The sequence below is a fragment of the Bradyrhizobium sp. SZCCHNR1017 genome, assembly GCF_032381375.1.
Lineage (GTDB): Bacteria > Pseudomonadota > Alphaproteobacteria > Rhizobiales > Xanthobacteraceae > Bradyrhizobium.
Window position 1 is genome coordinate 235,521 of the sequence record NZ_JAUHIR010000009.1, and the last position, 26,594, is coordinate 262,114.

General features: G+C 65.9%; 29 protein-coding genes. 18 read left to right on the forward strand and 11 right to left on the reverse strand.

Going from position 1 to position 26,594, the window contains the following annotated elements; all coding sequences use genetic code 11:
* Positions 1-4 precede the first annotated feature (4 nt).
* Positions 5-1,201, reverse strand: a complete 1,197-nt coding sequence (gene mnmA, locus QW863_RS22785) for a tRNA 2-thiouridine(34) synthase MnmA (RefSeq protein ID WP_315714172.1) — start codon at positions 1,199-1,201, stop codon at positions 5-7.
* Between the two features lie 142 nt (positions 1,202-1,343).
* Positions 1,344-1,571, reverse strand: coding sequence for a hypothetical protein (locus QW863_RS22790; protein WP_315714171.1), 228 nt, complete (start codon positions 1,569-1,571; stop codon positions 1,344-1,346).
* On the opposite strand from QW863_RS22790, the gene QW863_RS22795 reads away from it, so the two are divergent.
* The 8 genes from QW863_RS22795 (at position 1,558) to QW863_RS22830 (ending at position 9,924) form a co-directional block, all read left to right on the forward strand.
* Positions 1,558-3,162: a flagellar hook-length control protein FliK gene (locus QW863_RS22795; protein ID WP_315714170.1), complete on the forward strand. Its 1,605-nt coding sequence runs from the start codon at positions 1,558-1,560 to the stop codon at positions 3,160-3,162. The genes QW863_RS22790 and QW863_RS22795 overlap by 14 nt on opposite strands.
* 12 nt (positions 3,163-3,174) lie before the next feature.
* Positions 3,175-3,873, forward strand: a complete 699-nt coding sequence (locus QW863_RS22800; protein ID WP_315714169.1) for a flagellar hook capping FlgD N-terminal domain-containing protein — start codon at positions 3,175-3,177, stop codon at positions 3,871-3,873.
* 271 nt (positions 3,874-4,144) lie between these two features.
* Positions 4,145-4,420, forward strand: coding sequence for a DUF1153 domain-containing protein (locus QW863_RS22805; RefSeq protein ID WP_002714638.1), 276 nt, complete (start codon positions 4,145-4,147; stop codon positions 4,418-4,420).
* Positions 4,421-4,755: 335 nt separating this feature from the next.
* Positions 4,756-6,354, forward strand: a complete 1,599-nt coding sequence (gene fliF / locus QW863_RS22810; RefSeq protein WP_315714168.1) for a flagellar basal-body MS-ring/collar protein FliF — start codon at positions 4,756-4,758, stop codon at positions 6,352-6,354.
* Between the two features lie 44 nt (positions 6,355-6,398).
* On the forward strand, positions 6,399-7,493 hold the full coding sequence (fliG, locus tag QW863_RS22815) for a flagellar motor switch protein FliG (protein WP_315714167.1): 1,095 nt from the start codon (positions 6,399-6,401) through the stop codon (positions 7,491-7,493).
* On the forward strand, positions 7,493-8,113 hold the full coding sequence (locus QW863_RS22820; protein ID WP_315714166.1) for a FliH/SctL family protein: 621 nt from the start codon (positions 7,493-7,495) through the stop codon (positions 8,111-8,113). The genes fliG and QW863_RS22820 overlap by 1 nt, the downstream gene beginning before the upstream one ends.
* 30 nt (positions 8,114-8,143) lie before the next feature.
* A complete protein-coding gene (gene fliN / locus QW863_RS22825; RefSeq protein WP_015669138.1) occupies positions 8,144-8,491 on the forward strand; it encodes a flagellar motor switch protein FliN in 348 nt (115 codons plus the stop codon).
* A 53-nt stretch (positions 8,492-8,544) separates the two neighbouring features.
* Entirely contained in the window at positions 8,545-9,924 is a 1,380-nt protein-coding gene (locus tag QW863_RS22830; RefSeq protein WP_315714165.1) for a sigma-54 dependent transcriptional regulator, read from the forward strand.
* A gap of 444 nt (positions 9,925-10,368) precedes the next feature.
* Here QW863_RS22830 and QW863_RS22835 read toward each other — a convergent pair whose 3' ends face one another.
* The 6 genes from QW863_RS22835 to QW863_RS22860 all read right to left on the reverse strand — a co-directional run bounded on the left by QW863_RS22835 (position 10,369) and on the right by QW863_RS22860 (position 15,050).
* Complete coding sequence (locus QW863_RS22835; RefSeq protein ID WP_315714164.1) at positions 10,369-10,524, reverse strand: hypothetical protein; 156 nt, start codon at positions 10,522-10,524, stop codon at positions 10,369-10,371.
* Between the two features lie 91 nt (positions 10,525-10,615).
* Positions 10,616-11,191, reverse strand: coding sequence for a flavin reductase family protein (locus QW863_RS22840; protein ID WP_315714163.1), 576 nt, complete (start codon positions 11,189-11,191; stop codon positions 10,616-10,618).
* A gap of 14 nt (positions 11,192-11,205) precedes the next feature.
* Complete coding sequence (locus tag QW863_RS22845) at positions 11,206-12,066, reverse strand: ATP-binding cassette domain-containing protein (RefSeq protein ID WP_315714162.1); 861 nt, start codon at positions 12,064-12,066, stop codon at positions 11,206-11,208.
* 9 nt (positions 12,067-12,075) lie between these two features.
* Positions 12,076-12,882, reverse strand: a complete 807-nt coding sequence (locus QW863_RS22850) for an ABC transporter permease subunit (protein WP_315714161.1) — start codon at positions 12,880-12,882, stop codon at positions 12,076-12,078.
* The gene (gene ssuD, locus QW863_RS22855; RefSeq protein WP_315714160.1) at positions 12,879-14,057 is read right to left on the reverse strand and encodes an FMNH2-dependent alkanesulfonate monooxygenase; all 1,179 of its coding nucleotides are present in this window, start codon (positions 14,055-14,057) and stop codon (positions 12,879-12,881) included. Before ssuD ends, QW863_RS22850 begins: the two co-directional genes overlap by 4 nt.
* A gap of 36 nt (positions 14,058-14,093) precedes the next feature.
* On the reverse strand, positions 14,094-15,050 hold the full coding sequence (locus tag QW863_RS22860) for an aliphatic sulfonate ABC transporter substrate-binding protein (protein ID WP_315714159.1): 957 nt from the start codon (positions 15,048-15,050) through the stop codon (positions 14,094-14,096).
* A gap of 389 nt (positions 15,051-15,439) precedes the next feature.
* Here QW863_RS22860 and napE point away from each other — a divergent pair, with 389 nt between their 5' ends.
* The 7 genes from napE to ppk2 all read left to right on the forward strand — a co-directional run bounded on the left by napE (position 15,440) and on the right by ppk2 (position 22,259).
* Positions 15,440-15,625 (forward strand): periplasmic nitrate reductase, NapE protein, encoded by a 186-nt coding sequence (gene napE, locus QW863_RS22865; RefSeq protein ID WP_315714158.1) that lies wholly within the window; start codon positions 15,440-15,442, stop codon positions 15,623-15,625.
* A gap of 16 nt (positions 15,626-15,641) precedes the next feature.
* Positions 15,642-15,962 (forward strand): chaperone NapD, encoded by a 321-nt coding sequence (locus QW863_RS22870; RefSeq protein ID WP_315714157.1) that lies wholly within the window; start codon positions 15,642-15,644, stop codon positions 15,960-15,962.
* Between the two features lie 15 nt (positions 15,963-15,977).
* On the forward strand, positions 15,978-18,482 hold the full coding sequence (napA, locus tag QW863_RS22875; RefSeq protein ID WP_315714156.1) for a nitrate reductase catalytic subunit NapA: 2,505 nt from the start codon (positions 15,978-15,980) through the stop codon (positions 18,480-18,482).
* 5 nt (positions 18,483-18,487) lie between these two features.
* Positions 18,488-18,958 carry a nitrate reductase cytochrome c-type subunit gene (locus tag QW863_RS22880; RefSeq protein WP_315714155.1) on the forward strand — a complete coding sequence of 157 codons (471 nt, stop codon included), beginning with the start codon at positions 18,488-18,490 and terminating at the stop codon, positions 18,956-18,958.
* Positions 18,955-19,605, forward strand: a complete 651-nt coding sequence (locus tag QW863_RS22885; RefSeq protein ID WP_315768674.1) for a NapC/NirT family cytochrome c — start codon at positions 18,955-18,957, stop codon at positions 19,603-19,605. The genes QW863_RS22880 and QW863_RS22885 overlap by 4 nt, the downstream gene beginning before the upstream one ends.
* Positions 19,606-19,872: 267 nt before the next feature.
* Positions 19,873-20,982 carry an ATP-dependent RecD-like DNA helicase gene (locus QW863_RS22890; RefSeq protein ID WP_315714152.1) on the forward strand — a complete coding sequence of 370 codons (1,110 nt, stop codon included), beginning with the start codon at positions 19,873-19,875 and terminating at the stop codon, positions 20,980-20,982.
* Between the two features lie 146 nt (positions 20,983-21,128).
* Positions 21,129-22,259, forward strand: coding sequence for a polyphosphate kinase 2 (gene ppk2 / locus QW863_RS22895; RefSeq protein ID WP_315714151.1), 1,131 nt, complete (start codon positions 21,129-21,131; stop codon positions 22,257-22,259).
* Positions 22,260-22,269: 10 nt separating this feature from the next.
* Here ppk2 and QW863_RS22900 read toward each other — a convergent pair whose 3' ends face one another.
* Positions 22,270-22,521, reverse strand: a complete 252-nt coding sequence (locus tag QW863_RS22900; RefSeq protein WP_315714150.1) for a hypothetical protein — start codon at positions 22,519-22,521, stop codon at positions 22,270-22,272.
* A gap of 177 nt (positions 22,522-22,698) precedes the next feature.
* Positions 22,699-22,956 carry a hypothetical protein gene (locus QW863_RS22905; protein ID WP_315714149.1) on the reverse strand — a complete coding sequence of 86 codons (258 nt, stop codon included), beginning with the start codon at positions 22,954-22,956 and terminating at the stop codon, positions 22,699-22,701.
* 1,046 nt (positions 22,957-24,002) lie between these two features.
* On the opposite strand from QW863_RS22905, the gene msrA reads away from it, so the two are divergent.
* From msrA to QW863_RS22920, 3 genes are all read left to right on the forward strand, one after another.
* Positions 24,003-24,716, forward strand: a complete 714-nt coding sequence (gene msrA / locus QW863_RS22910) for a peptide-methionine (S)-S-oxide reductase MsrA (RefSeq protein WP_315714148.1) — start codon at positions 24,003-24,005, stop codon at positions 24,714-24,716.
* 112 nt (positions 24,717-24,828) lie between these two features.
* Positions 24,829-25,239, forward strand: a complete 411-nt coding sequence (msrB, locus tag QW863_RS22915; protein ID WP_315714147.1) for a peptide-methionine (R)-S-oxide reductase MsrB — start codon at positions 24,829-24,831, stop codon at positions 25,237-25,239.
* Between the two features lie 397 nt (positions 25,240-25,636).
* Positions 25,637-25,921 carry a hypothetical protein gene (locus tag QW863_RS22920; protein ID WP_315714146.1) on the forward strand — a complete coding sequence of 95 codons (285 nt, stop codon included), beginning with the start codon at positions 25,637-25,639 and terminating at the stop codon, positions 25,919-25,921.
* A gap of 99 nt (positions 25,922-26,020) precedes the next feature.
* Here QW863_RS22920 and QW863_RS22925 read toward each other — a convergent pair whose 3' ends face one another.
* Entirely contained in the window at positions 26,021-26,554 is a 534-nt protein-coding gene (locus QW863_RS22925) for a DUF4112 domain-containing protein (protein WP_315714145.1), read from the reverse strand.
* Positions 26,555-26,594: the final 40 nt, after the last annotated feature.

Below are 26,594 nucleotides of genomic sequence, written 5' to 3' on the forward strand. Positions count from 1 at the left end.
CTGATCAGCCGCGGACCGGCTCGGCCACTCGCTGCGGCCTGATCACGTTGCCGCCCAAGCTGCTGCTTTCCGCAACAGCGCTCTGGATGAAGCCGCCACCGAGCACGCGGGCGCGGCCGGACGCGGCATCGTAGAACACGCAGGCCTGGCCCGGCGAGACGCCCTCTTCGCCGGCGACGAGCTCGACCTCGTAACGGCCGTCCGCACCGCGCAGCCAAGCCGGCTGCGGCGGCCGCGTCGAGCGCACCCGCACGAACAATTCGAGGCCCTCGCGCGCGGCGGCGTCGAGCGCGCCGTCACCGATCCAGTTGACCTCGCGCAGCGTGATGCGATGCGTGCGCAGCGCCTCGCGCGGGCCGACCACGACGCGGCGGGTGGCGACGTCCAGCTTGACGACGTAGAGCGGCGCGCCGGCAGCGATGCCGAGGCCCTTGCGCTGACCGATCGTGTAGTTCGCGATGCCCTGATGCACGCCGAGCACGCGGCCATTGAGATCGACGATCTCGCCCGGCTCCATCGCGTTCGGGCGCAGCTTGCCGATGATGTCGGTGTAGCGGCCGGTCGGCACGAAGCAGATGTCCTGGCTGTCGTGCTTGTCGGCGACCTCCAGTCCGAAGCGGCGCGCGAGCTCGCGCACCTCCGGCTTGGTCATGTCGCCGAGCGGAAAGCGCAGATAATCGAGCTGCTCGCGCGTGGTCGCGAACAGGAAGTAGCTCTGGTCGCGATCGCTGTCCGCCGCGCAAGTGAGCGCGCGCGATCCGTCCGCCAGCCGCCGCGAGGCGACGTAGTGGCCGGTGGCGAGCACGGAGGCGCCGAGCTCGCGCGCGGTCTTCAGGAGATCGCCGAACTTGATGGCGCGGTTGCACTCGATGCACGGCACCGGCGTTTCGCCCGAAGCGTAGCTGGCGGCGAAATTGTCGATCACCGACTCGCGGAAGCGGTCTTCGTAGTCCAGCACGTAGTGCGGGATGCCGAGGCGCTCGGCGACGTTGCGGGCATCGTGGATGTCCTGGCCGGCGCAGCACGCGCCCTTGCGGTGCGTCGCCGCGCCGTGATCGTAGAGCTGCAGGGTGATGCCGACGACGTCGTAGCCTTCCGACTTCAGCAGCGCGGCCGTCACCGAGGAGTCCACGCCGCCGGACATGGCGACGACGACCCTGGTGTCTTCAGGACGGCCTTCGAGATCGAGACTGTTGAGCATGATCCGGTCACTGCGATCGCGGCGTCAGGCAACGGGTTCCCGGCGCGGGAACGCCTCGCATGCGCCGTCTTTGCGGATGGCTTGCTTCGGGCGATCTCCGGACAGGATGTCCTGATCGGAAACAACACGAAAGCATCTGTCTCTAATATAGGCGCACTTCCTGCGAAGCAATTGCGCCGGTCGCAGATGCCGGCGGCAAATCTTGCCGGCCGGGCAGAAATGGCGAGGACGCGGCGGGGGATCCGCGCCGCGATCGATTCCATAAGTAGTTGAATTTATTGACTATTTTCAGCGGCGCCGGCTTGGCCCGCTCCTTGCTGAACTGCTTGGTCGAGTTCATCGCGAGAGGGTCCAAGGTGTTCAGCGTCACGTCAGACATCCAGGCAGGCACGGTTCTCAAGACCACGGCGCCGAGACAGTCCCGTCAGGACGCTCCGCAGCCGTCCGACAGCTTCTCGGCGCTGGTCGACGCCGCGACTCCGGATCCGTCGACAGCGTCGCCGCCCACCTCCGCATCGCCGTCACCGCGCGCCGGCAGCGCTTCCACCCCGAGCCGCGAGCCGGCGCGGGCCGGCGACGCCGATCGCACCACCCAGGCCAAGTCGCAGGACAAGCCGGCGGACAAGGCCGACGGCAGCACTGCGGGCGCCGACGCCAGCGGTCCCGATACCACGGCCGACGCGACCACCGGCACGCCGACCAAGACCGATGCGGCCGGGACCGCCGACGGAAAGACCAGCGACGGCAAGACGGGCGACAAGAAGGACGGCGATCAGGCCAGCACGGATGCGAGCGCTGCGACGACCGCTATAGCCGAGCAGACCGTGGCCGTGCCGACGCCGGTCGCCGTCGTCATCCAGCCCGACATCACCCTCGCCAACCCCGCCACCGGCGATGGCACGGCGGGCGGCGACGGCAAAACCAATGCGCCCGGCGCGACCGCGCCCGTCGGAGTGGCCGGTGTTGGCCCGCAGGGCTCGGTCGATGCCGCGGCAGGTCTGCTGGCGGCCGCAGCCAAATCCACCGGGGCGGCCAAGGATGTCGACGGAGCCGGATCCACCGCGACGGCGCCCGAGACGGCAGCGGCGGCCTCCGGCGACGCTGCCGCGTCTGCCGATCAGACCTTCACCGCCGCGCTCGATACGGCCGTTCCCGGCAGCACCAAGACGACGGGCAAGCCGGGCACACAGATTAAGACGGGGCTCGCCGACGGCGCAGCCGGCAAGGTCACCGAACCGGGCAATGGCAACGTCCAGTCCACTCAGCAGCCGGGCCAGGGCGCGCTCGCGCAACAACCCGCTGTTGCAGCCAAGCCGGACTCCGTCGAGGCCGGCGACGGGAAGGCGAACGGCAATTTGCAGGCACCGGCCTCACATGATCGCAACGCCGCGCCGACGACCAGCCAGACCAACGCGCCGGCGCCCGATCCGAGTGCACAGGCCACGGCCGCCGCGCAGCCCCAGCTGTCGACGCCGGCCGCATCGACCAGCCAGATCACCGCGGCCAACCTGACCGCGACGGCCGCTACGGCGGCCGCTGTGCCGCTTCATGGGCTTGCCGTCGAGATCGCAGCCTCCGCGCTCAACGGCAAGAGCCGCTTCGAGATCCGACTGGATCCGGCCGAGCTCGGCCGCATCGACGTCCGCATCGACGTCGACCGCAACGGCCAGGTGACCTCGCATCTGCGGGTCGAGAAGCCGGAGACGCTGGCGATGCTGCAGCAGACGGCGCCGCAGCTCCAGCAGGCGCTGCAGGACGCCGGCCTCAAGAGCAACAACAGCGGATTGCAGTTCTCGCTGCGCGACCAGAACTCGTCCGGCCAGAATGGCGGCGATTATCAACAGAATGGCAACCCACAACGCCTGATCGTGACCGAGGACGAAAACGTCCCGGTCCAGCTCGCCGGACGGTCCTATGGACGGATGTTCGGCGCGCAAGGCGGCGTGGATATCAGGGTTTAACAGGAGGCTTCCATGGCAATCGGCGACGCGATCACGTCAAGCCCGCCAGTCTCGGGCACGACCAACACCAATTCGTCAACCGGCAACAACAGCCTCGGCTCGAGCGCAGGCTCGACGATTGCAGGCAACTTCCAGACCTTCCTGACGCTGCTGACGACGCAGCTGCAGAACCAGAATCCGCTGGATCCGCTGGACACCAATCAGTTCACCCAGCAGCTCGTGCAGTTCGCCGGCGTCGAGCAGCAGCTCAAGACCAACGATCAGCTCGCATCGCTGCTCACGATGCAGCAGACGGCACAGGCGACCCAGGCGCTGGCCTTCGTCGGCAAGACCGCGGTCGTCGCCGGCGACACCACCAGCCTGTCCAGTGGAAAGGCGAGCTGGGGCCTCACCATCCCCAAGAACTGCAATCTGACGGTCAACATCATCAACAAGGCCGGGCAGACCGTCTTCACCGGCAAATATACGGCCAACGCCGGTGACAACCAGACCTACAGCTGGAATGGCCAGGGCAATGACGGCACGCAATGGCCGGATGGACAGTACAAGATCACGACGGTGGCGACCGACGCCACCAACGGCAATCCGGTTGCGATCAAGACCCAGGTCCAGGGCGCGGTGTCCTCGGTCGACCTGACCCAGCAGCCGCCATTGCTGACGATCGGCGGCCAGACCTACACGGTCAACCAGATCCGGCAGATCGTCGGCTAGCCCCAAGGCCCGCAACCGGCTCCTGAGACCGCGGATGCGCCTGCAGCAGAGCTTGAACATCAAGCTCTGCCGCCGCGACGACATGTCAGCGTAAGCGCCGGAAATTCTTAACCAATCATTCACCACGATTCCGCTCCCGGGGCGCAGCGCCACCGGAAGTGGCGGCGTTCGCGCGCAACGCCGGATTCGCGCCCTCGGCTTAGGCAAATTTTAAGCGAGGCGGCGTAGGGTCTTACCGTGAGTTCAGTGGTTAAGAGTTTGTGAGTACGCCATGACAGAACCCCATCGCCCGAGGGTGAAATACGTCATCGGGCCTGACGGCAGCCCACTCACCATCGCGGATTTGCCTGCTCCAGGCACCAAGAGGTGGGTCATTCGCCGGAAGGCTGAAGTCGTTGCCGCCGTTCGCGGCGGCTTGCTGTCCCTCGAGGAAGCGTGCAGCCGCTACACCCTGACCGTCGACGAATTCCTGTCGTGGCAGTTCTCGATCGACCAGCACGGTCTCGCCGGCCTGCGCACCACCCGAATTCAGCAATATCGCCAATAGATCGTTGCCGACGCGACGGGATTTCTTCGAAAATCGGCTTGGCCCTGCCAAGCCGATTTTTTGCATGTCTACACTTTGTTAGGACCCTTTAACCACCGTTAACCATATCGAAACCTTCCCATAGGCAATAATTGCCCAGTGGTTCGATTCAACCTCCGCGCCCCGTCCCGCGAATGGCGGGGCAGCGGCTGACATCGGACCGCCACCTGGAATGCGGGTGCTGGTGAAGGTTAAGGATTGAATTTCGCGATCTATGCAACCGGCCGTAAAGGCCCGCGAAGCTCAAATCACCTTTCAGCGGCCACCCGTCGAATGCCGAACTATGGGGCAGTTGCTTGCAAGGTCTCTTGGACTTCCTGAAGGGTTTGGGCGCCGCGCGGCTCACCGCCATGATCGCAGTCACCGCTGCCTTAATCGGCTTCTTCGGCTTCGTCATCATGCGCGTGACCGCGCCGCAGATGACCACCCTCTTCACCGACCTGACGATGGAAGACTCCTCCAGCATCATCAAGGATCTGGAGCGGCAGGGCATTCCCTTCGAGATGCGCAATGAAGGCAGCGTGATCCTGGTGCCCAAGGACAAGGTGACCCGGCTGCGCATGAAGCTCGCCGAGGGCGGCCTGCCCAAGGGCGGCGGCGTCGGCTACGAGATCTTCGACAAGTCGGACGCGCTGGGCACCACGAGCTTCGTCCAGAACATCAACCATCTCCGCGCGCTCGAGGGCGAGCTCGCCCGCACCATCCGCGCCATCGACCGTGTCCAGGCGGCGCGCGTCCATCTCGTCCTGCCGGAGCGGCCGCTGTTCTCGCGCGAGACCCCGGAGCCGTCCGCCTCGATCGTCGTGCGCGTGCGCGGCACCCTTGAGCCGGCGCAGATCCGCGCCATCCGCCACCTCGTCGCCTCCGCCGTCAACGGCCTGAAGCCACAGCGGGTGTCGATCGTCGACGAGGCCGGCCAGCTGCTTGCCGACGGCACCCAGACCGACATCGACCAGCAGGTCGGCGACGAGCGCCGCAACGCCTTCGAGAAGCGGATGCGCAAGCAGGTCGAGGACATCGTCTCCTCGGTGGTCGGAGCGGGCCGCGCCCGCGTCCAACTGTCCGCCGACTTCGACTACAACCGCATCACGCAGACCTCCGACCGCTACGATCCGGAAGGCCGCGTGCTGCGCTCGAGCCAAACCCGCGAAGAGCAGTCGGCGACCAACGAGAACAACGGCCAGGTCACGGTCAACAACGAGCTGCCGGGCAACCAGCAGAACGCGCCGCCGCAACAGCCGCGGGACCAGAGCAAGAAGACCGAAGAGACTAACAATTACGAGATCTCCCGGACCACCAAGACCGAAGTCACCGAGGCCGGACGGGTCAACCGCATTTCGGTCGCGGTTCTGGTCGACGGCGCCTATTCGAAGAACGAAAAGGGCGAGCTGGTCTATCAAGAGCGCAGCAAGGACGAGCTCGACCGCATCGCCGCACTGGTCCGCTCCGCCATCGGCTTCGACCAGAAGCGCGGCGACCAGGTCGAGGTGGTCAACCTGAAATTCGCCGACGCTCCCACCGTGCCGCAGATCAACGAGCCCACCGGCTTCCTCGGCATGCTCCACTTCACCAAGGATGACGTCATGTACGTCATCGAGCTCGCGGTGATGATGCTGCTCGGCATCGTGGTCGTGTTCATGGTGGTGCGGCCGCTGGTGAAGAAGATCATCGCCAGCGAGGAGATCGCCGCCCCGGGCGGCGGCCTGCCGGCCCTCACCGACGAAACCATCCAGGCAGCCGCTCACGCCCAGCAGACCGCCAACATGATCGACGTCGCCCAGGTCCAGGGCCAGGTCCACGCTCAGTCCGTCCACCGGGTGGGCGAGCTGGCCGACCGCAACCCGGGCGAAGCCGCCGCCATCATCCGCCAGTGGCTCGCCGAGCCGCAGAGCTGACCCGATCGACGTGAACCGCCTGAACTGAGAAGAACGTAGACGCCATGTCGCTGCCGCAGACCCAGAACGCCAACGCCAACAACAACGACATTTCCACGGTCATCGCGACCTTGGCGAGCCGCCAGGCGCAGCGCGAGAAGACCGAGCCCTTGAGCGGCCCACGGCGCGCCGCCGTGATGATGCTCGCGCTCGGCGAGCAGTATGGCGGCAAGATCTGGCAGCAGCTCGATGACGACGAGGTGCGTGAACTGTCGCTGGCGATGTCGACGCTGGGAACCATCGAAGCCGACGTGGTCGAGGACCTGATGCTCGAATTCGTCTCGCGCATGTCGGCCTCCGGCGCGCTGATGGGCAATTTCGACGCCACCGAGCGCCTGCTGCAGCAATACCTGCCGCCGGAACGCGTCAACGGCATCATGGACGAGATCCGCGGCCCCGCCGGCCGCAACATGTGGGAGAAGCTCTCCAACGTCCAGGAAGAGGTGCTCGCCAACTACCTCAAGAACGAATATCCGCAGACCATCGCGGTCGTGCTGTCCAAGCTGAAGCCGGAGCATGCCGCTCGCGTGCTCGCGATCCTGCCCGAGGACATGGCGCTCGACGTCATCGGCCGCATGCTGCGCATGGAAGCGGTGCAGAAGGAGGTCATCGAGCGCGTCGAGCAGACCCTGCGCGTCGAGTTCATGTCGAACCTGTCGCAGACCCGCCGCCGTGACGCCCACGAGGTGATGGCCGAAATCTTCAACAATTTCGACCGCCAGACCGAGACCCGCTTCATCACGTCGCTCGAAGAAGAGAACCGCGAATCGGCCGAGCGCATCAAGGCGCTGATGTTCACCTTCGACGACCTGATCAAGCTCGATTCCGCCTCGGCGCAGACCCTGCTGCGCAATGTCGACAAGGACAAGCTCGGCGTGGCGCTCAAGAGCGCCAACGAGGAGGTTCGCAACTTCTTCTTCGGCAACATGTCGTCGCGCGCCGCCAAGATGCTGCAGGACGACATGGCCGCCATGGGGCCGGTACGGCTGCGCGACGTCGACGAGGCGCAGGCCCTGCTCGTCAATCTCGCCAAGGACCTCGCCGCCAAGGGCGAGATCATGCTCAGCAAGAACCGCGCCGACGACGAACTGGTGTATTGATGGCTCAGCCTGCGAAATTCCTGTTCGATACCGACTTCGCCGCGCCGGAGAAGACGACGCGGGAGCGTGCGGCCACGTCCGCGGAAATCGCACAGAAGGTCGCGGCCGCCGAAGCCGCCGCCTATCGCAACGGCTACGAGGCGGCGCAGCGCGAAGCCAAGGTTGAGGCCGACCGCCGCGTCGCCTCGGCGCTGGAGCAGATCAACATCCAATTGCAGGGCATCTCCGCCCGCTTCGAAGGCATCGAGCAGCGGATGGAAACCGAGGCGGTCGATGTCGCGGTCGCCGTCGCCCGCAAGCTGTGCGCGGCGCTGGTTGAGGCAGAGCCGCTCGGCGAGATCATCGGACTCGTGCACGACTGCTTCGCGCATCTGGTCGCCACGCCGCACCTCGTGCTGCGCATCAACGAGACGCTGTACGAGCTCGCCCGCGAGAAGATCGAGAAGCTCGCCAAGCAGAGCGGCTTCGAGGGGCGCCTCGTGATCCTCGCCGAGCCGGAGATCGCGACCGGCGACTGCCGTATCGAATGGGCGGATGGCGGCGTCGTGCTGGAGCGCGCTGCGATCGACGCCAAGATCAACGAGCTGGTCGGACGCTACATGGCGTCCAAGAAGAACTAGGCCGCTGTGGTGGCCGAGGGAGTTTAAGTCATGAGCGACAACGAGATCCCGCTTCCCGACCTCAATGCGGCGGACGCGCCTCCGCTGGGCGGGGACGTCGGCTACAATGAAGAAGAGCATGCCGCGCGCATCGCGGCCGACCTCGAGGCGGTGTTCGACGTCCCGGTTCAGGTCTCGGCCGTGCTCGGCCGCTCCAAGATGGATGTCGGCGAGCTCCTGAAGCTCGGGCCCGGCACCGTGCTCGAGCTCGACCGCAAGGTCGGCGAGGCGATCGACATCTACGTCAACAACCGGCTCGTGGCACGCGGCGAGGTGGTTCTGGTCGAAGACAAGCTCGGCGTGACGATGACCGAAATCATCAAGTCCGACCGCAACTGACAGACATGACCTGCGTGCCGATCGAGAGCGGCACGACCGAATAGGAGACCAACATGCGGCTTCTCATCGTCGGAACGCTGAAGGGCCAGCTGACGACGGCCACCAAGATCGCCATGGAGAACGGCGCCACCGTCACCCATGCCGAGGACAACGAGCAGGCGATGCGGGTGCTGCGCGGCGGCAAGGGCGCCGACCTGCTCCTCGTCGACGTCGCGCTCGACATCCGCGACCTGGTGATGCGGCTCGATGCAGAGCACATCCACGTGCCGATCGTCGCCTGCGGCATCACCAGCGATGCCCGCGCCGCGGTCGCCGCCATCCATGCCGGCGCCAAGGAATACATTCCGCTGCCGCCGGATCCCGAGCTGATCGCCGCCGTGCTCGCCGCCGTCGCCAATGACAGCCGCGACCTCGTCTATCGCGACGAGGCGATGGCGAAGGTGATCAAGCTCGCCCAGCAGATCGCCGGCTCCGACGCTTCGGTGATGATCACCGGCGAGTCCGGCACCGGCAAGGAGGTGCTGGCGCGCTACGTCCACACCCGCTCGGCCCGCGCCAAGCGTCCCTTCATCTCGATCAACTGCGCCGCAATCCCTGAGCACCTCCTGGAGTCCGAGCTGTTCGGCCATGAGAAGGGCGCCTTCACCGGGGCCGTCGCCCGCCGCATCGGCAAGTTCGAGGAGGCCAATGGCGGCACGCTCCTGCTGGACGAAATCTCGGAAATGGACGTGCGGCTGCAGTCGAAGCTCTTGCGCGCCATCCAGGAGCGCGTGATCGACCGCGTCGGCGGCACCCGCCCCGTCCCCGTCGACATCCGCATCATCGCGACCTCCAACCGCAACCTTGCCGACGCCGTGCGCGAGGGCTCGTTCCGCGAGGACCTCTTGTTCCGGCTCAACGTCGTGAACCTGAAGATCCCTCCCCTGCGCGAGCGCCCCGCCGACATTCTCGAGCTGGCGCAGCATTTCGCGCGCAAATATTCCGAGGCCAATGCCGTACCGCTGCGGCCGATCTCGGCGGAGGCCAAGCGCATCCTCACCACCAACCGCTGGCCGGGCAACGTGCGCGAGCTGGAGAACACGATGCATCGCGCGGTGCTGATGGCGCAGGGCGACGAGATCGGGCCGGATGCCATCCTCACGCCCGACGGTACCCGCCTCGACATCGGCAAGACCCAACCCGCCGTAGCGCATGCTACGATGGCGGCGGAGCAGGTCACGCGCGCCTTGGTCGGCCGCACGGTCGCCGATGTCGAACGTGACCTGATCCTGGAGACCCTGAAGCACTGCCTGGGCAATCGGACACATGCGGCCAATATCTTGGGCATCTCGATCCGCACGTTGCGCAACAAGCTCAACGAATATGCCGACGGCGGCGTGCCGATCCCGCCGCCGGGCTCCGGCGACACGCCGCGCATGCCGAGCCCCGTATAATCTGCCCATCCGGTTCGTTCTCGGCGGCGCGCTGGCCCTCGGCGCGCCGCTTGCCGTTTCGCCGGCTGATGCCGCAACGCGCGGCGTGCTGTCAGGCTGCTGGGAGCAGACGTCGCACGCACCGCTCGTCAATCCGTCGTCGGGTCAGGAATGGGGCGCCCGGAGCTGGTGCTTCGCAGGCAAGGGCAAGCTGATCTCGCGAACGGTTGCCTGTGGCAGGGATGGCTGCGACGGTTGGGACAACGAACGCAGCTATCGCTGGCGGCCGCCCACCCTGTCGCTATCCGATGTCGAGACGTCGCCGGATGGCGGACACATCAAAGTGTGGCGCCGCTGCCGCGTGCAGTTTCTGACCGACGATTGGATGCAGCTACAGGACTGTGAACAGTCCCCGGATCCGTGGGTTCGCGAGAATACGCCGGCGCGTCGTCGCCGGGTACAGCCTCACGAATAGTTCGGCGCCTCGGGATTGCGGAAGATGTGAATGGGATCGCCGGGCGTGAACTCGCGTTGCGTCAGCACGGCATAGGCATAGAGCGCGAGATACAGGATCGCGGCCGTGCCGATCACATAGAGCGCCCAGGTCCCGATCCGTTTCATCAGCTCCGCCGCAAACACCGCCTCAAGGCCGCGGTGCTTTTACGGCGTCCAGCTTCGGGACGCCACCCTGCGGCCAACCGCCGCTCACCGCCTAGGGCTCGTCCTGCGGATCGGGCCCGCCGAGGGGGGCGAGCCGGGCCACGTCCTCGTCGCGGTCGACGTGCACATAGCCGCCATGCCAATATGCCAGGGCTGCCGATTGCGGCGCCACCTCGACATGCACCACGCGGCCGATCACGATGCCATGAGAGTGCCGCTCGATGATCTCCTCGACCTCGCAGTCCAGCGCGGCGAGTGCCCCGACCAGGAGCGGCACGCCGGTCACGTGCTTGCGCCACTCCGCGCCGGCGAACCGCTCGGCGCCTCTGAGACCGCCTTTACCCGAGAACCGCTCGGCCACGCCGACCTGGTCCGCGGCGAGCAGATTGGCGCCGAAAACACGCTCCCGCTGCAGGATCGGCCAAGACGAGGCGTTCCGATTGAGGCTCACGATCACGGACGCCGGCTCGATGGAGAGCGATGACAGCGAACTCACCGTCATGCCGGTGACCTCATCGCCGCGCCCGACGGTGATCACGCTCACGCCCCCGACCAGCTGGCGCATCGCGGAGCGGAAATCGGGCTGAAGCGCGGTGGCGTCGGGCATGTGGCGGACGATGGAGTTCATTGCGATATTCTCTCCTAACCCGCCGTGCCCGGTCCAAGCAACTGGCCCAGGATCGAGCCTTCCTGCGCCGCAAGCTCCGCAGAGCCACGCTGGCGCGGGCGCGGCAGATCGACCATGATATCCTCGGCGATCCGGCCATTCTCGATGACCAGAACCCGGTCGGCCAGGGCCACGGCTTCCGCCACGTCATGGGTGACCAGGATTGCGGTGAAGGTTTGATCGGCCCAGACCCGCTCCAGCAGCCGCTGCATCGCGATCCGCGTCAGCGCATCGAGGGCGCCGAGCGGCTCGTCGAACGCCAGCAGGCGCGGACCGCTGACGAGCGCGCGCGCCAGCGCGACGCGCTGCTTCTGGCCGCCGGACAGCACCGCCGGCCATTGGTCGCGCTTGTCGGCGAGACCCACTTCCTCCAGCGCCTGCCGCGCGCGCTCATGCGCGCCGGCGGCCTTGCGCTCGCGGCCGAGGCCGACCTCGACGTTGCCGAGCACCCGCGCCCACGGCAGCAGCCGCGGTTCCTGGAACATGACGCGGACGTCCTCGGGCCGCGCCGCGGCTTCACCGAAGCTGATGCTGCCCGACGTCGGCTTGTCCAGACCTGCGATCAGGCGGAGCAGCGTGCTCTTGCCGCAGCCACTCTGACCGACGATCGCCACGAACTGACCGCCCGGAATCTCGAGATCGATGCCGCGCAGCACCTCGTTGTCGCCGAACGCCTTGCGAAGGTCGCGGATCACCAGCGGCAGGCCGCGCGTCGCGGGTTTGGCCGGGGTCACGCCGGCCTTCCTCGCGTGGCGGAAGGCCTCGGCATGCCCGATCACGTCAGTGCCGTCGATCGCCTCGACGCCGGACACGGGAATTCGGAGCGCTTGCTGCATTTACGAACCTCAATGTTTGCTGAAGGCCGGATGCCAGGACAGCGTCATCCGTTCCAGCACCCGCGAAGCGCTGTCGGCGACCTTGCCCAGCAGGGCGTAGATCAGGATGGAAAGCACGACGACGTCGATCTGCATGAACTCGCGCGCCTGCATCGCCATGTAGCCGAGGCCCGAAGAAGCCGCGATCGTCTCGGCGACAATCAAGGTGAGCCACATGATGCCGAGCGCGAAGCGCAGACCGACGAAGATCGACGGCAACGCACCGGGGAAGATCACGCGGCGAAACAGTTCGCCGTCGGTCATGCCGTAGACGCGGCCCATTTCAATGAGTTGCGGATCGACGGTGCGAATCCCGTGCAGCGTGTTGAGGTAGACGGGGAAGAACACGCCGAGGGCCACCAGGAACAGTTTTGCGCTCTCGTCGATGCCGAACCACAGGATGACCAGCGGGATCAGCGCCAGATGTGGCACGTTGCGCACCATCTGCAGCGTGGTGTCCGTCAGCTTCGCCGACAGCTGCGACAGGCCATTGGCGAGCCCGAAGGCGAAGCCGATGCCGCCACCGATCAAGAAGCCGATCGAGGCGCGCCAGAAGCTGACCCAGATGTTACGGCCGAGTTCGCCTGATAGCAGCAGCTTCCATCCGGCGCGTGCGACGTCGGTCGGCGCCGGCAGTACCCGCGGCGACACCAGGCCGGCGACCGAGGCCGCCTGCCAGATCAGGATGATCGCGAGCGGCACCAGCCAGGGGATCAGCGCATCCGCGCGCGGCACCACGAGCTTGCGGACCTTGGGAAGACTTTCGATCAGGCTCATGACTGCGAGGCTCTCTGCAACGGACGATGCTCGTTGGCGATGGTCTCACCGAATGGGCCGGTGTTGGTGCGCAGTTTGGTCACGTTGCCGGCCTGCTCGGACACGTTCAGCCCAAGCTTGGGAAACACCAGCTCGGCGAAGCGGTAGGCTTCTTCGAGATGCGGGTAGCCGGACAGGATGAAGGTGTCGATGCCGAGCTCCTGGTACTCGCGGATGCGCGCCGCGACCGTGTCGGGATCGCCGACCAGCGCGGTGCCGGCGCCGCCGCGGACGAGGCCCACGCCGGCCCACAGGTTCGGGCTGATCTCGAGCTTGTCGCGCCGGCCGCCGTGCAGCTGCGACATGCGCTGCTGGCCGACCGAATCCATCCGCGCAAAAATCTTCTGTGCCGAGGCGATGGTGTCGTCGGTGACGTGCTTGATGAGGTCGTCGGCGGCCGCCCACGCCTCCGCGTTGGTCTCGCGCACGATCACGTGCAGGCGGATGCCGAACGACAGCCTGCGGCCACGGCTGTCGGCGACGGTTCTCACCTTGGCGATCTTCGCCGCGACATCTGCCGGCGGCTCGCCCCAGGTAAGATACTTCTCGACCGTATCGACGGCGACGTCGATGCCGGCATCCGACGAGCCTCCGAAGAACAGCGGCGGGCGTGGCGACTGCACCGGTGGGAACAGCAGCCGGCCATCCTCGACCTTGATGTGCTTGCCGGCGAAGTTGACGGATTCGCCTTCGAGCAGCGCGTTGTAGACGGTGAGAAACTCGCGGGTGACCTCGTAGCGCTCCTCATGCGACAGGAAGATGCCGTCGCCCTTGTTCTCGACCGGATCGCCGCCGGTGACGACGTTGACCAGCAGGCGACCGTTGGTGACGCGGTCGAGCGTCGCGGTCATGCGCGCGGCCACGGCCGGCGATTGCAGACCCGGACGCACCGCGACGAGATACCGCAGCTTCTCGGTGAATGGCGCCACGGCCGACGCCACGATCCAGGAATCCTCGCAGCTGCGTCCCGTCGGGATCAGCACGCCGTAATAGCCGAGCTGATCGGCGGCCTGCGCCACCTGGCGCAGATAGTTGAAGTTGACCTCGCGGCCGCCTTGCGAGGTGCCGAGATAGCGGCCGTCGCCATGGGTCGGCAGGAACCAAAGCACATTGGGCTTCGACGAAGCGTTGCTCATGTCGTTCTCTTTCGGATTTGAGTGGCGGGACAGCCGTCAGGTGGACGGCGTCCATTTCCAGACGATGTCGGCGACGTTGACGGCTTTGGGAATGAGGCCGACACGGGCGAAGCGGTCGGCGACGGCCTGCTGGCTCTTGATCACTTCGTCGTCGATCGGCACGACGCTATAGACCGAGCGGTCGACGAAGCGCTTGACCGCCTCAAGATCGACGCCGGTGGCCTCGGCCTGCGCCTTGGCGACCTCCTCGTGATGGCTGTTGGCCCACACGCCTTCGGCGGCGAAAGCCGCGTTCAGCCTGGCGACGACGGCCGGATACTTTTCGACGAAGTCGGAGCCGACGATGTAGAATGAGTTCGGCTTGTGGACATCCTTGTCCCACACGATCACGCGCGCATTCTCCTTGAGCTCGGCAAGCGCGAGATACGGATCCCAGATCGACCAGGCATCGACCGAGCCTTTGACGAAGGCGGCGGTGGCATCGGCGGGCGCGAGCGGCGCCGGCGTGATGTCGGTCCAGGACAGGCCCGCCTTCTCCAGCGCGGCGACCAGGAGATTGTGCGCGCTCGAGCCCTTGCCGAAGGCGACGCGCTTGCCTTTGAGATCGGCGAGCGACTTGATCGGCGAGTCCTTGGGCACGATGATCGCCTGGCTGCTGCCGTTCTGCTTGACGGCCGCCGCGTAGCGGATCTTGGCACCGGCGGCCTGCGCGAAGATCGGCGGCGCGTCGCCGACATAGCCGAAATCGACGCTGCCGACATTGATGGCCTCCAGCAGCGGCGGGCCGAACTGGAAGTCGACCCAGACGATGTCGATGCCGACGGGCTTGAACGTATCCTCGATGGTGCGGCGCGCCTTCACCGCCGGGAAGAAGCCGCCCTTCTGGGTGCCGATGCGGATCTCCTTCGGCTTGTCCTCGGCGCGCAGCGGCGCCGCTGAGGCCATCACCGCAGCCGATGCCAACGACAATTTCAGAAAATCACGACGCTTCATTGCCCTCTCCGACCAAGACTGCATCCGCATTGATGCGATGCACGGAATGATGGTGGCAGGCGCAACGCGTGTCGAGCGTCCCGGAAAAATAGCGATGCGGGTCCTATCGGCTTACGGCCGGAGGGGATGTTCGTATCGAGACCGCGGCGCAGAGCAGCGAGAATTTCTCGCAAGCAAAGCTGCGATCACGCGTCTTCACAGCCCGTCAACCAAGAGCTCAGTGGGGACCGGCGCGACTCCGCTCTGGCGGTGCGCCGGTGTGCGCGGGGTTCCGCCCGCTTGATCCAGGTCAACGCCGGTTTCCGGAGCCTTCTTAAACATAAGATCAGGCGCGGCCCGGATGCCGCAATCCCTCCTGAACTGAACCTCCCCTAGCAGAGAATTCTCTCATGTCGCTCGTTGGCGGCGATGCGAACGCGCGTGCGCGTCGCAGACGCATGGAAATTGTTGCCTTCCTGTTTCTCACCGCTGTGCTGATGCCCGCGCTCGCGGTCGCCACCGTCGGCTCCTACGGGCTCACGGTCTGGGTTTACCAGATGATGGCCGGGCCACCCGGGCCGCCCGCGGCGCACTGATCGGAAGGACCCCGCCATGCTCTCACACCGCACCTCCCTCGACCGCCGTGCTCTGATCACCGGCCGAGTCCTCACCGCCGATCCCGTCGTCGCACTGGCCAAGGGCGAGATCGCCAGCATCATCGTGCAGACCCGGCCCGAGCAGCTCGACCGCGTCGAAGCCGACATCCTCGCGCTGTCCGGCTGCGAGATTCACGGCCGCGACGCACGCGGCAAGTTGATCGTCGTCGTCGATGCGCCCGATGCCGGCGCGCTCGGCGCCACCATGAACCGGATCGGCCTGCTGCCGCACGTGCACTCCGCCTGCCTCGTCTTCCACGCCATCGACGCCGGCTAATCACACGAGACACCAATGACCGACATGAAGATCGATCGTCGCCAGATGCTGAAGCTGGAAGCCGCCGCGATTGCCGCGGCCGCCGCCGGCATGCCCGGCAGCTCGCTTGCGGCGAACCTCGTCACCGAGCGCGAAGCCAGCGAGCTGAAATGGGACAAGGCCGCCTGCCGCTTCTGCGGCACCGGCTGCAGCGTGATGGTCGCGACCAAGGACAACCGCGTCGTCGCCACGCATGGCGACATCAAGGCCGAGGTCAATCGCGGCCTCAACTGCGTCAAGGGCTACTTCCTCTCGAAGATCATGTACGGCCATGACCGCCTGACGCATCCGATGCTGCGCAAGACGAACGGCAAGTACGACAAGAACGGCGAGTTCACCCCCGTCTCCTGGGACGAAGCGTTCGACGTCATGGCCGCGAAGTACAAAGACGCGCTGAAGAAGCGCGGTCCCTCCGGCGTCGGCATGTTCGGCTCGGGACAGTGGACGATCTGGGAAGGCTACGCTGCGTCAAAGCTGTTCAAGGCCGGCTTCCGCTCCAACAACATCGATCCGAATGCGCGGCACTGCATGGCCTCGGCCGTCGCCGGCATGATGCGCACCTTCGGCATCGACGAGCCGGCCGGCTGCTATGACGACATCGAGGCGACGGATGCGTTCGTGCTGTGGGGCTCCAACATGGCGGAGATGCATCCGATCCTGTGGAGCCGCGTCACCGACCGGCGCCTGTCGGCGCCGCATGTCAAGGTCGCTGTGCTCTCGACCTTCGAGCATCGCTCGTTCGACCTCGCCGACATCGGCATGGTGTTCAAGCCGCAGACCGATCTCTATCTCCTCAACGCGATCGCCAACCACATCATCAAGACCGGCCGCGTCAACAAGGAGTTCGTCCAGGCGCATACGGTGTTCAAGAAGGGCCAGACCGACATCGGCTACGGCCTGCGCCCGGAGCATCCGCTGCAGAAGAAGGCCACCGGCGCAGCCAAGGCCAACGACGCAACCGACATCTCGTTCGACGAGTATGCCAAGTTCGTCTCCGACTATACGCTGGAGAAGGCCGCCGAGATGTCCGGCGTGCCGCTGAATCGGCTCGAGGCGCTGGCCGAGCTCTATGCCGATCCGAAGACCAAGGTGGTCTCGTTCTGGACCATGGGCTTCAACCAGCACACCCGCGGTGTCTGGTGCAACAACCTCGTCTACAACATCCATCTCCTGACCGGGAAGATCGCCGAGCCCGGCAACAGCCCGTTCTCGCTGACCGGCCAGCCCTCGGCCTGCGGCACCGCGCGCGAGGTCGGCACCTTCTCGCACCGCCTGCCCGCCGACATGGTGGTCACCAACAAGGAGCACCGCACCAAGGCCGAGCACATCTGGCAGTTGCCGGAAGGCGCGATCCCCGACAAGCCGGGCTATCACGCCGTGCTGCAGAGCCGGATGCTGAAGGACGGCCTGCTCAACGCCTATTGGGTGCAGGTCAACAACAACCTCCAGGCCGGCCCCAACGCGAACGAAGAGACCTATCCGGGCTTCCGCAATCCGGACAATTTCATCGTCGTCTCCGACGCCTATCCGTCGGTCACCGCGCTCGCCGCCGATCTCATTTTGCCGACGGCAATGTGGGTGGAAAAGGAAGGCGCCTATGGCAATGCCGAGCGCCGCACCCAGTTCTGGCACCAGCTCGTGTCGGCACCGGGCGAGGCACGCTCGGATCTCTGGCAGTTGATGGAGTTCTCCAAGCGCTTCAAGATCGAGGAGGTCTGGCCTGAGGAGCTGATCGCCAAGAAGCCCGACGTGCGCGGCAAGACGCTGTTCGACGTGCTCTACAGGAACGGCCAGGTCGACAAGTTTCCGCTCGACCAGATCGAGCCGGGCTATGCCAACGACGAGTCCAAGGCGTTCGGCTTCTACGTCCACAAGGGCCTGTTCGAGGAGTACGCCTCGTTCGGCCGCGGCCATGGCCATGACCTGGCGCCGTTCGAGGCCTATCACCGGGAGCGCGGCCTGCGCTGGCCGGTGGTCGATGGCAAGGAGACGCGCTGGCGGTTTCGCGAGGGCTCTGATCCTTACGTCAAGGCCGGCACCGGCGTGCAGTTCTACGGCTTCCCCGACGGCAAGGCGCGCATCTTCGCTTTGCCCTACGAGCCGCCGGCGGAATCGCCCGACAAGGACTATCCGTTCTGGCTGTCGACGGGACGCGTGGTCGAGCATTGGCATTCCGGCACGATGACGCGCCGCGTGCCCGAGCTCTACAAGGCGTTCCCCGAAGCCGTCTGCTTCATGCATCCGGACGATGCCGAGGCCGCGAACTTGAGGCGCGGTGACGAGGTCAAGGTCGCCTCGCGCCGCGGCTTCATCCGCGCCCGCGTCGAGACCCGCGGCCGCGACAAGCCGCCGCGCGGCCTCGTCTTCGTGCCGTGGTTCGACGAGTCGAAGCTGATCAACAAGGTGACGCTCGACGCCACCGATCCGATCTCGCTGCAGACGGACTACAAGAAGTGCGCCGTGCGCATCGAGCGGGTGTGACCATCATGATGAGAAAAATCGCTGTCATGCTGATCGCGGCCAGCGTTGCGGCCGGATCGAGCGCCCTGCTCGCCCAGAGCGTCTCGTCCTCGCTGCGCGGTCCTGCGCCGCTCAACGACGAGGGTCCTGCGCCGCCGATGCAGCCGATGAAGAACACCGCCGAGAAGGAGGTGCGCAACTATCCGGAGCAGCCACCGGTGATTCCGCATGCCATCGATGGTTATCAGGTCGACATGCAGGGCAACAAATGCCTGTCCTGCCACGCCCGGGCGCGCACGGCGGAGTCGAAGGCGCCGATGCTGTCGATCACCCATTTCATGGATCGCGACGGCCAGTTCCTGGCGTCGGTGTCGCCGCGGCGCTACTTCTGCACCCAGTGCCACGTGCCGCAGAGCGTCGCCAATCCGCCGGTCAGCAACGACTTCGTCGACATCGACACGCTGCTGGCGCACGACAGGCCGGGGGGCAAGCGATGAGCAGCGCCGACATCCCGGAGGGCGCCAAAGCGCCCGTCCCCGAAAAGCGGCTCGGCCTTGCCGGCCGCGCCTGGCAGTTCATTCTCGACCTCATCGACGTGCTGCTGAAGCCGAGCTCCGTGTTCGGGCTCGGCGTGCTGGTGCTCGCCGGCGTCATCTTCTGGGGCGGCTTCAACACCGCGCTGGAGATCACCAACACCGAGAAGTTCTGTACCGGCTGTCACGAGATGCGCGACAACGTGTTCGCCGAGCTGAAGACGACCGTCCACTTCTCCAACCGCTCCGGTGTGCGCGCCAGCTGCCCGGACTGCCATGTGCCGCACAACTGGACCGACAAGATCGCGCGCAAGATGCAGGCCTCCAAGGAGGTCTGGGGCCATCTGTTCGGCTCGATCGACACCCGCGAGAAGTTCACCGACCGAAGGCTGGAACTGGCGTTGCACGAATGGGCGCGCTTCAAGGCGAACGACTCGCTCGAATGCCGCAACTGCCACAGCGCGCAGTCGATGGACATCACCAAGCAGTCGCCGCGCGCCGTCGAAGCCCACCAGCGCTTCCTCTTCACCGGCGAGAAGACCTGCATCGACTGCCACAAGGGCATCGCGCATCACCTGCCGGACATGCGCGGCGTCCCGGGCTGGCAGTAGGCTTCCTCTGGAGGGGAACGAGCGATCGCCGCAGGCACGCTGTGCCCCCTCCCCCGCTTGCGGGGGAGGGCTGGGGGTGGGGGGCGCCACACGGGCAGTCCCGCCGGAGCGTTCCCCCACCCGCATCGCATCTTCCGATGCGATGCGACCTCCCCCGCAAGCGGGGGAGGCGTGGACCCATTCACATCGAGCGCTTGATCTCTCCCCGTCAGCCCTTAGGTTCACGGAATGTCCCCGAGTCGCCGCGCGGCTCCATTTCGTTGAGCCATGACCACCTTCTCCCCGCATCAGGATTCCGCCCTCAAGGCCGTCGGCGACTGGCTGAAAGCCAAGCCAGGCAAGAACGGCACGCCGCAGGTGTTCCGGCTGTTCGGCTATGCCGGAACCGGCAAGACCACGCTGGCCCGCCACATCGCCGAAGACGTCGACGGCGAGGTCAAGTTCGCGGCCTTCACCGGCAAGGCGGCGCTCGTGATGCGCAGCAAGGGCTGCGACAATGCCTCCACCATCCACTCGCTGATCTATCGCGCGCAGGAGAGCGGCGAGGAGCAGCCGAACTTCGAATTGTGGGACGACGCGCCGGCGTCCAAGGCCAAGCTGATCATCATCGACGAATGCTCGATGGTCGACTCCGATCTTGGCCGTGATCTCCTGTCCTTCGACTGCCCGTTGCTGGTGCTCGGCGATCCCGCGCAGCTGCCGCCGGTCAAGGGCGGCGGCTTCTTCACCGAGAGCGAGCCCGACGTGATGCTCACCGAGGTGCATCGCCAGGCCAAGGACGATCCGATCGTGCGGATGTCGATGGACGTGCGCGAAGGCAACACGCTCGACATCGGCCGCTACGGCGAGAGCGAGGTGGTGGAGCGCCGCGAGCTCGATCCGTCGCGCGTGATGGAGGCCGACCAGGTGCTGGTCGGCCGCAACGCCACCCGCCGCGCCTACAACAACCGCTTTCGACAGCGCCTCGACATCGAGGACGCCCTCCCCGTCGCCGGCGACAAGCTGGTCTGCCTGCGCAACAACCGCAAGAAGGGCCTGTTCAATGGCGGGCTATGGCGGGTGAAGTCGCGCGCGACCTCGAAATCCAAGATCGTGACGATGCGGGTCGCGCCCGACGAGGATCTCGGACGCAAGGTGACGAAAGTCTCGGTGCGCGGCGAATGCTTCGGCGGCGGCATCGAGGACATCCCGTGGGAGCAGCGCAAGCCTTACGACGAGTTCGACTACGGCTACGTGCTGACCGTGCACAAGTCGCAGGGCTCGCAATGGGACGACGTGGTGCTGTTCGACGAGAGCTTTGCCTTCCAGGAGAGCCGCGCCCGCTGGCTCTACACCGGAATCACACGGGCCGCGAAGCGGCTGTCGATCGTGGTGTAACGCCGGCTTTACCGCGCGAGACGATTTCGCTCGCCTCGCTGGTACCCACCTGCGGCCGGTTGATCCACGTCAACCTGACGCAGGGTCCTTGGCGGATAAAAATCGATTCACATCTCTGTTAAACCAACAGCAGGCAGCGGAATCGCATGGCAAAGTCCAAGACCACGAAAGCCAAGGCCTCCAATGGCCGACGCATGAAGCGCGCAGCCGCCACCGTGCACGCCCCGCGCCTGCAATCGGCTGCGGGGCTCGATCCGATCGCCCAGTCGCTGGTCGACGAACAGATGCAGGCTGCGCAGATCACCGGGCTGTCGGCGTTCGAGACCGTGCTGAACGGACCGCCGGCGCTCGACGCCGACAGCGCACCGATCAGGGCCATGCTGGACGGCGCAGCACCCGACGATGCCAAGCTGATGAAGGCGCTGATCGAAGGCAAACAAGCCAAGCGCGACAGGCGCCACACCTCCGACGAGCTCGCCGACAATTGGCGCCAGGGCGGCTACCCCTACAAATACCGGATGTATCGCAAGGACTATGAGGAGCAGAAATTCATCCTGCAGACCGAGCTGCTCAAGCTGCAGAACTGGATGAAGGATGCGCGGCAACGCCTGGTGCTGCTGTTCGAGGGCCGCGATGCCGCCGGCAAGGGCGGCACCATCAAGCGCTTCATGGAGCATCTCAATCCGCGCGGCGCCCGCGTCGTGGCGCTGGACAAGCCGAGCGACGTCGAGCGCGGCCAATGGTACTTCCAGCGCTATGTCGAGCACCTGCCGACCGCCGGCGAGATCGTGCTGTTCGACCGCTCCTGGTACAACCGCGCCGGCGTCGAGCGCGTGATGGGATTCTGCTCGCAGGCCGAATATGACGAGTTCCTGCGCCAGGTGCCGGAGTTCGAGCGCAACCTCGTGCGCAGCGGCATGCACCTGATCAAGTTCTGGTTCTCGGTCAGCCGCGAGGAGCAGCGCCGCCGCTTCAAGGAGCGCGAGGCGCATCCGTTGAAGCAATGGAAGCTGTCGCCGATCGACACCGCCTCGCTCGACAAATGGGACGACTACACCCGCGCCAAGGAGGCGATGTTCTTCTCCACCGACACCGCCGACTGCCCGTGGACCGTGATCAAGTCGGACGACAAGAAGCGGGCGCGGCTGAACGCGATGCGCTGCGTGCTGCATTCGCTGCCCTATGCCGGCAAGGACGTCTCACGCATCGGCCAGGTCGACGATCTCATCGTCGGCCGCGCCAGCGTCATCCACGAGCGCGAGGAGCACGCCAACTGAAGCGACGCGCTCAGCGCCGATGACGCCGATGCGGCCCCACGCTATCGGCCGGCGGCATCGCTGCATTTGCATTCGGAAAGGCGGACGTGCCACGGCGGGCCAGTTCCGCCTGCGCCGCCGGCGTCAGCGCGCCGCCATTGAGCACGTCGCGTTCGGGATGCATGGCCGCATAGGCCGCCGGCTCGGAGAATTGGGCCGATGCCGCGGTGGCCGCCAGCGTCGACATCAGCAGAGCTGCCGCCAGGCTCCTGAATGCGATCATGATTGGTCTTCCCTGTTGCGCACCAGTTCACGCAGGCGATGATGTAGGCAGGCGAAAGCGGCATCCCAATCACGACCGCGCGAGCCGACGGCCGTTCGTGATCGCGCCCATCGCTCAGACGTAGCGCGGCAGCCGCTGTCCGGGCAGCCGATCATAGGGCGCCTTCCGGGCGACGCGTCATCGCCGCTGCGGCCGCCGATCATACGGGCGGAGATGAGCCGGCGGCGGAAACACGAGCACCGCGCCGGAGGCGCGCACCAGGCCCATTCGTCCCGCCGGCGTCAGTGCGCCGCCGTTGAGCACGTCGCGATCGGGATACATCGCCTGAAACGCCCCCGGCTCCTGCTCGCCGTAGAACCAACCCTGCGCCGATGCAGGCGCGGCAGTCGCCATCGACAGCAGCACGGCTGCCGCCTTCGATTTCCACATTGTCATGATTGTTCTCCAGGTTCTCAAGGGGCGGAGAGCGCGCACTCGATTGATCGATGCCCTGGTCAGGGCCCTGCCGGTCGAGGCGCGACCGCCTCTGTATTGACCATCGGATGGAGGAAATATTCGCGGCGTCCCGCCGCGCCGGCATCACGACCGCGACAATGGAATGACATCATGGTTCGAGGATCGGCGAAGCGTGATGGGATCGTGACCTGGCGGGTTGGACGTCGCGCGTCGCGCCGTCGACGATATCGACTATGGTGAATCTCGTAGCTGCCCGCCCATGCATGAATCACTGCACCTTCCTCGCATGCGGCAGCGCCGTTCGGCCCGTCGGGCAAATCGGCCGGCGACGGCAAAAGCTGTCAAGGTCTTCTGAAAAACATAAATCATTTCGCGCCGTGCCCAAATCAGGCTTATGATGCCTGCGTTTCGTTGCACGGCAGGGGACGTATCGCGATCGTCACGGACGTTGGCAGCGAAATGCGATGGATGCGACATGTTGCAGCGGGCGAAGCGCCTGCGGACGAACGGCATGGCGCGGACGGCGAAAGCGTGTGGTCCTGGCCTCCCGACGCTGAGGCCAAGCTGGCGGTGATGATCCGCCGGCGACGGGGGCAAGACAGCCGGTCCCCGGGGAGAGCACGTATAAGCGTTAAAACCATCGCGCAGGGAGGGCTGGATCTGTCCGGCTGAACCTGTGGTACCTGCCGCCTGCATTTTTTCCGCAGGCGGGCCACGGGCCTCAGTCGAGGTCCGGCCTTCCCTGCGCCCTCCGCTTTCGGAGGGCCAATGAACCGGCATCCCTCGGGCAATTCGGGCCGCGAGAACAGATCACCATGCCTGGAACGCTCTCGCCACAACTCCCAGCGCCGTCCCGGCACCCATTGGGCGATAGCGCACGCCTCGCGCCACCCGCCTGTTCACGCAGTCGTGTCACGTCCCCCGTAACGCCGGCCGGGCACCGACGTATCTTGCAGCAGAGGCCGGACCGGGCCAGTGTTTCCGGCCGGCGAGACGAGACAAGCCCCCCTCACGAGGATCCGAAGATGCGCCTCACCCGCTCCCTTTTCGTCAAGACAGCCGTGCTCGGTGCGATGGCGGCCGGCATCCTGGCCTGGCAGCCGCTGCACGCCGCCGAGCAGGCCGTTGTGATCCCGCCGCCGGCCCAGGACCAGCCGGCCTCCGACGCGCTGGAAACCGCTGTCGTCGCCGGCGGCTGCTTCTGGGGCGTCCAGGGCGTCTACCAGCACACGGCCGGCGTGGTCAGCGCGGTGTCCGGCTATGCCGGCGGCACCAAGGCCACGGCCGATTACCGCACGGTCTCGAGCGGCACGACGGGCCACGCGGAATCGGTCCAGATCAAGTACGACCCGAAGAAGATCTCCTATGGCAAGATTCTGCAGATCTTCTTTTCGGTCGTGCACGATCCGACCCAGTTGAACCGACAGGGCCCGGACTCGGGACCGCAATATCGCTCGGCGATCTTCACCACCTCGGAGGCGCAGAGGAAGGTCGCGGAGGCCTATGTCGCCCAGCTCGACAAGGCCAAGGTGTTCGGCAAGCCGATCGTCACCAAGATCGGCAAGCTCGACGCGTTCTATCCGGCCGAGGCCTATCATCAGGACTACCTGACGCTGCACCCGAACCAGCCCTATATTGCCTATAACGACCTGCCGAAGATCGAGAATCTGAAGAAGATCTTCGCGGAGAACTATGTCGAGAAGCCGACGCTGGTCGGCGAGGCCAAGGCAACGAACTGAGGCGACGAACTAACTGGGTAACGAACTGAGGCGACGACCTGCGGCCGCGACCGAGGCCGATCAGCGCAATGACAGGGAGCGGACCAGTTCGGTCCGCCCGGAGGACAACGGGATGAGCGACACCAAGACGAGCGACAGGGTCATCAAGAGCGAGGCGGAATGGCGCGAGGAGCTGACGCCGATGCAGTACGCCGTGCTGCGCGAGAAGGCGACCGAGCGCCCGTTCTCGGGCGAATACGAGCATGAGCATCGCGCCGGGACCTACGTGTGCGCCGGCTGCGGCCAGACCCTGTTCGAGTCCGACGCCAAATTCGACTCCGGCTGCGGCTGGCCGAGCTTCACCCAGCCGGCGACGGAGAGCCACATCGACGAGGAGACCGACCATACCCACGGCATGGTCCGCACCGAGGTGCTGTGCTCGAAATGCTCCGGCCATCTCGGCCATGTCTTTCCCGACGGCCCGGGGCCGACCGGCCTGCGCTATTGCATCAACTCGGCGGCCCTGAAGCTGAAGCCGCGGTGACGTCTCCATCGGCCTCGGTTCCGTCACGGACGGTAATCGGGGCCGCTGGGCTGGCGGCCGGCGCGGCGCCGGGGGCCAAAACCGGCCACCAGGGGCGAGATTTTAGCCGTGCAGATCGGGCTCTCCTGCATTCACAAGTTGTGGATCGATTAAACCATTGAAAAAATAGGATATTTCAGTAGGCCCCGAACCAGGCCGGATTTACGATGTGAGCGTGCAGGATTCGCATTTCTGCCAAATCGGCCTATATTAGAGACCGTAACTGACTATGCAGGGCCGGGCCGCCTGGAGCGGCAAATCCCGCCCTCCACCCCCGCAATCGCTGGCGTCATTGCCAAGCTGAATGTTTTGAAAGCTCGCGTCAGCGCTTCCAGCCGACAAGAAGAGGTCTCAGACCATGCGTCCACTGCGTCCGTTCAACTTCAACACCTCTGCCGAACTGTTTCCCGCCGCCATCCGCAAGAAGAAGCGGGCGGGCTTCGCCTACCGGCGGTTCGGCACCGCGGCTGAAGCCGTGCGCTTCGCCATGGAGGAGTTGCCTGCGGATTCGCTGAATGGCGCCTACCTGCAGGTCGAGGAAGCCCGCTTCGACCAGAACGGCATCCGCACCTTGTATGAGAGCGAGGCGTTTCCGTTGCCGCGCCGGGGGGTCGACAAGGCGCAGGACGCCGATGCGGCCTGACGGCTGCCAGACCAGTCTTCAACACCCTGCCCCGCCTCGCGCGGGGCAGTTTTTTTATGGGGGTCGGTTTGCGAGGTTTTGGCCCGGTCTCGCAGCGCCTCAACGCGACTGGGTATCCAGCCACCGCCGCAGGATCTTGGCGTTGCGAATGTTGGCGCGGAACAGCACGTCGAAGGCGTCGCCCGCGACGGGGACCATGCCGATCACCCCCTCGACCGCGACATTGCCCAGCATCCGCGTAATGACGTGCCAGGGCGCGCCCAGCGCACGGGCCTCGCGCACCAGCCACAGCGACAGCGCGGTCGCGATGAGGTCGCCGACCACCGGGATCAGGCCGATGATGCCGTCGATGCCATAACGGATGTTGGTGCCGGGCAGGACGAAGGCGACGTCGAGCAGCTTCGCCACGGCCTCCAGCCGCGCGATGCGCTGCTCACGGGTCAGATTGCCGAAGGGATTGGCGGTGTTGAAATCGAAGCGCACACCGTCCGGACCGACGAAGGCGCCGTTGAACGAGGACCGGAAGGAGCCCTGCGGGATCTCACGTCCGTCCTGGTCGATGATCGGTCCGCGCGCCTCATTGGCGTCGAAGTGCGCCTGCGAGGCGCGTCCGCGGCGGGGCGAGGGAGCCATGTGGTCTTGCATACCCATGAGATGGCAACGCGCGGGGCTC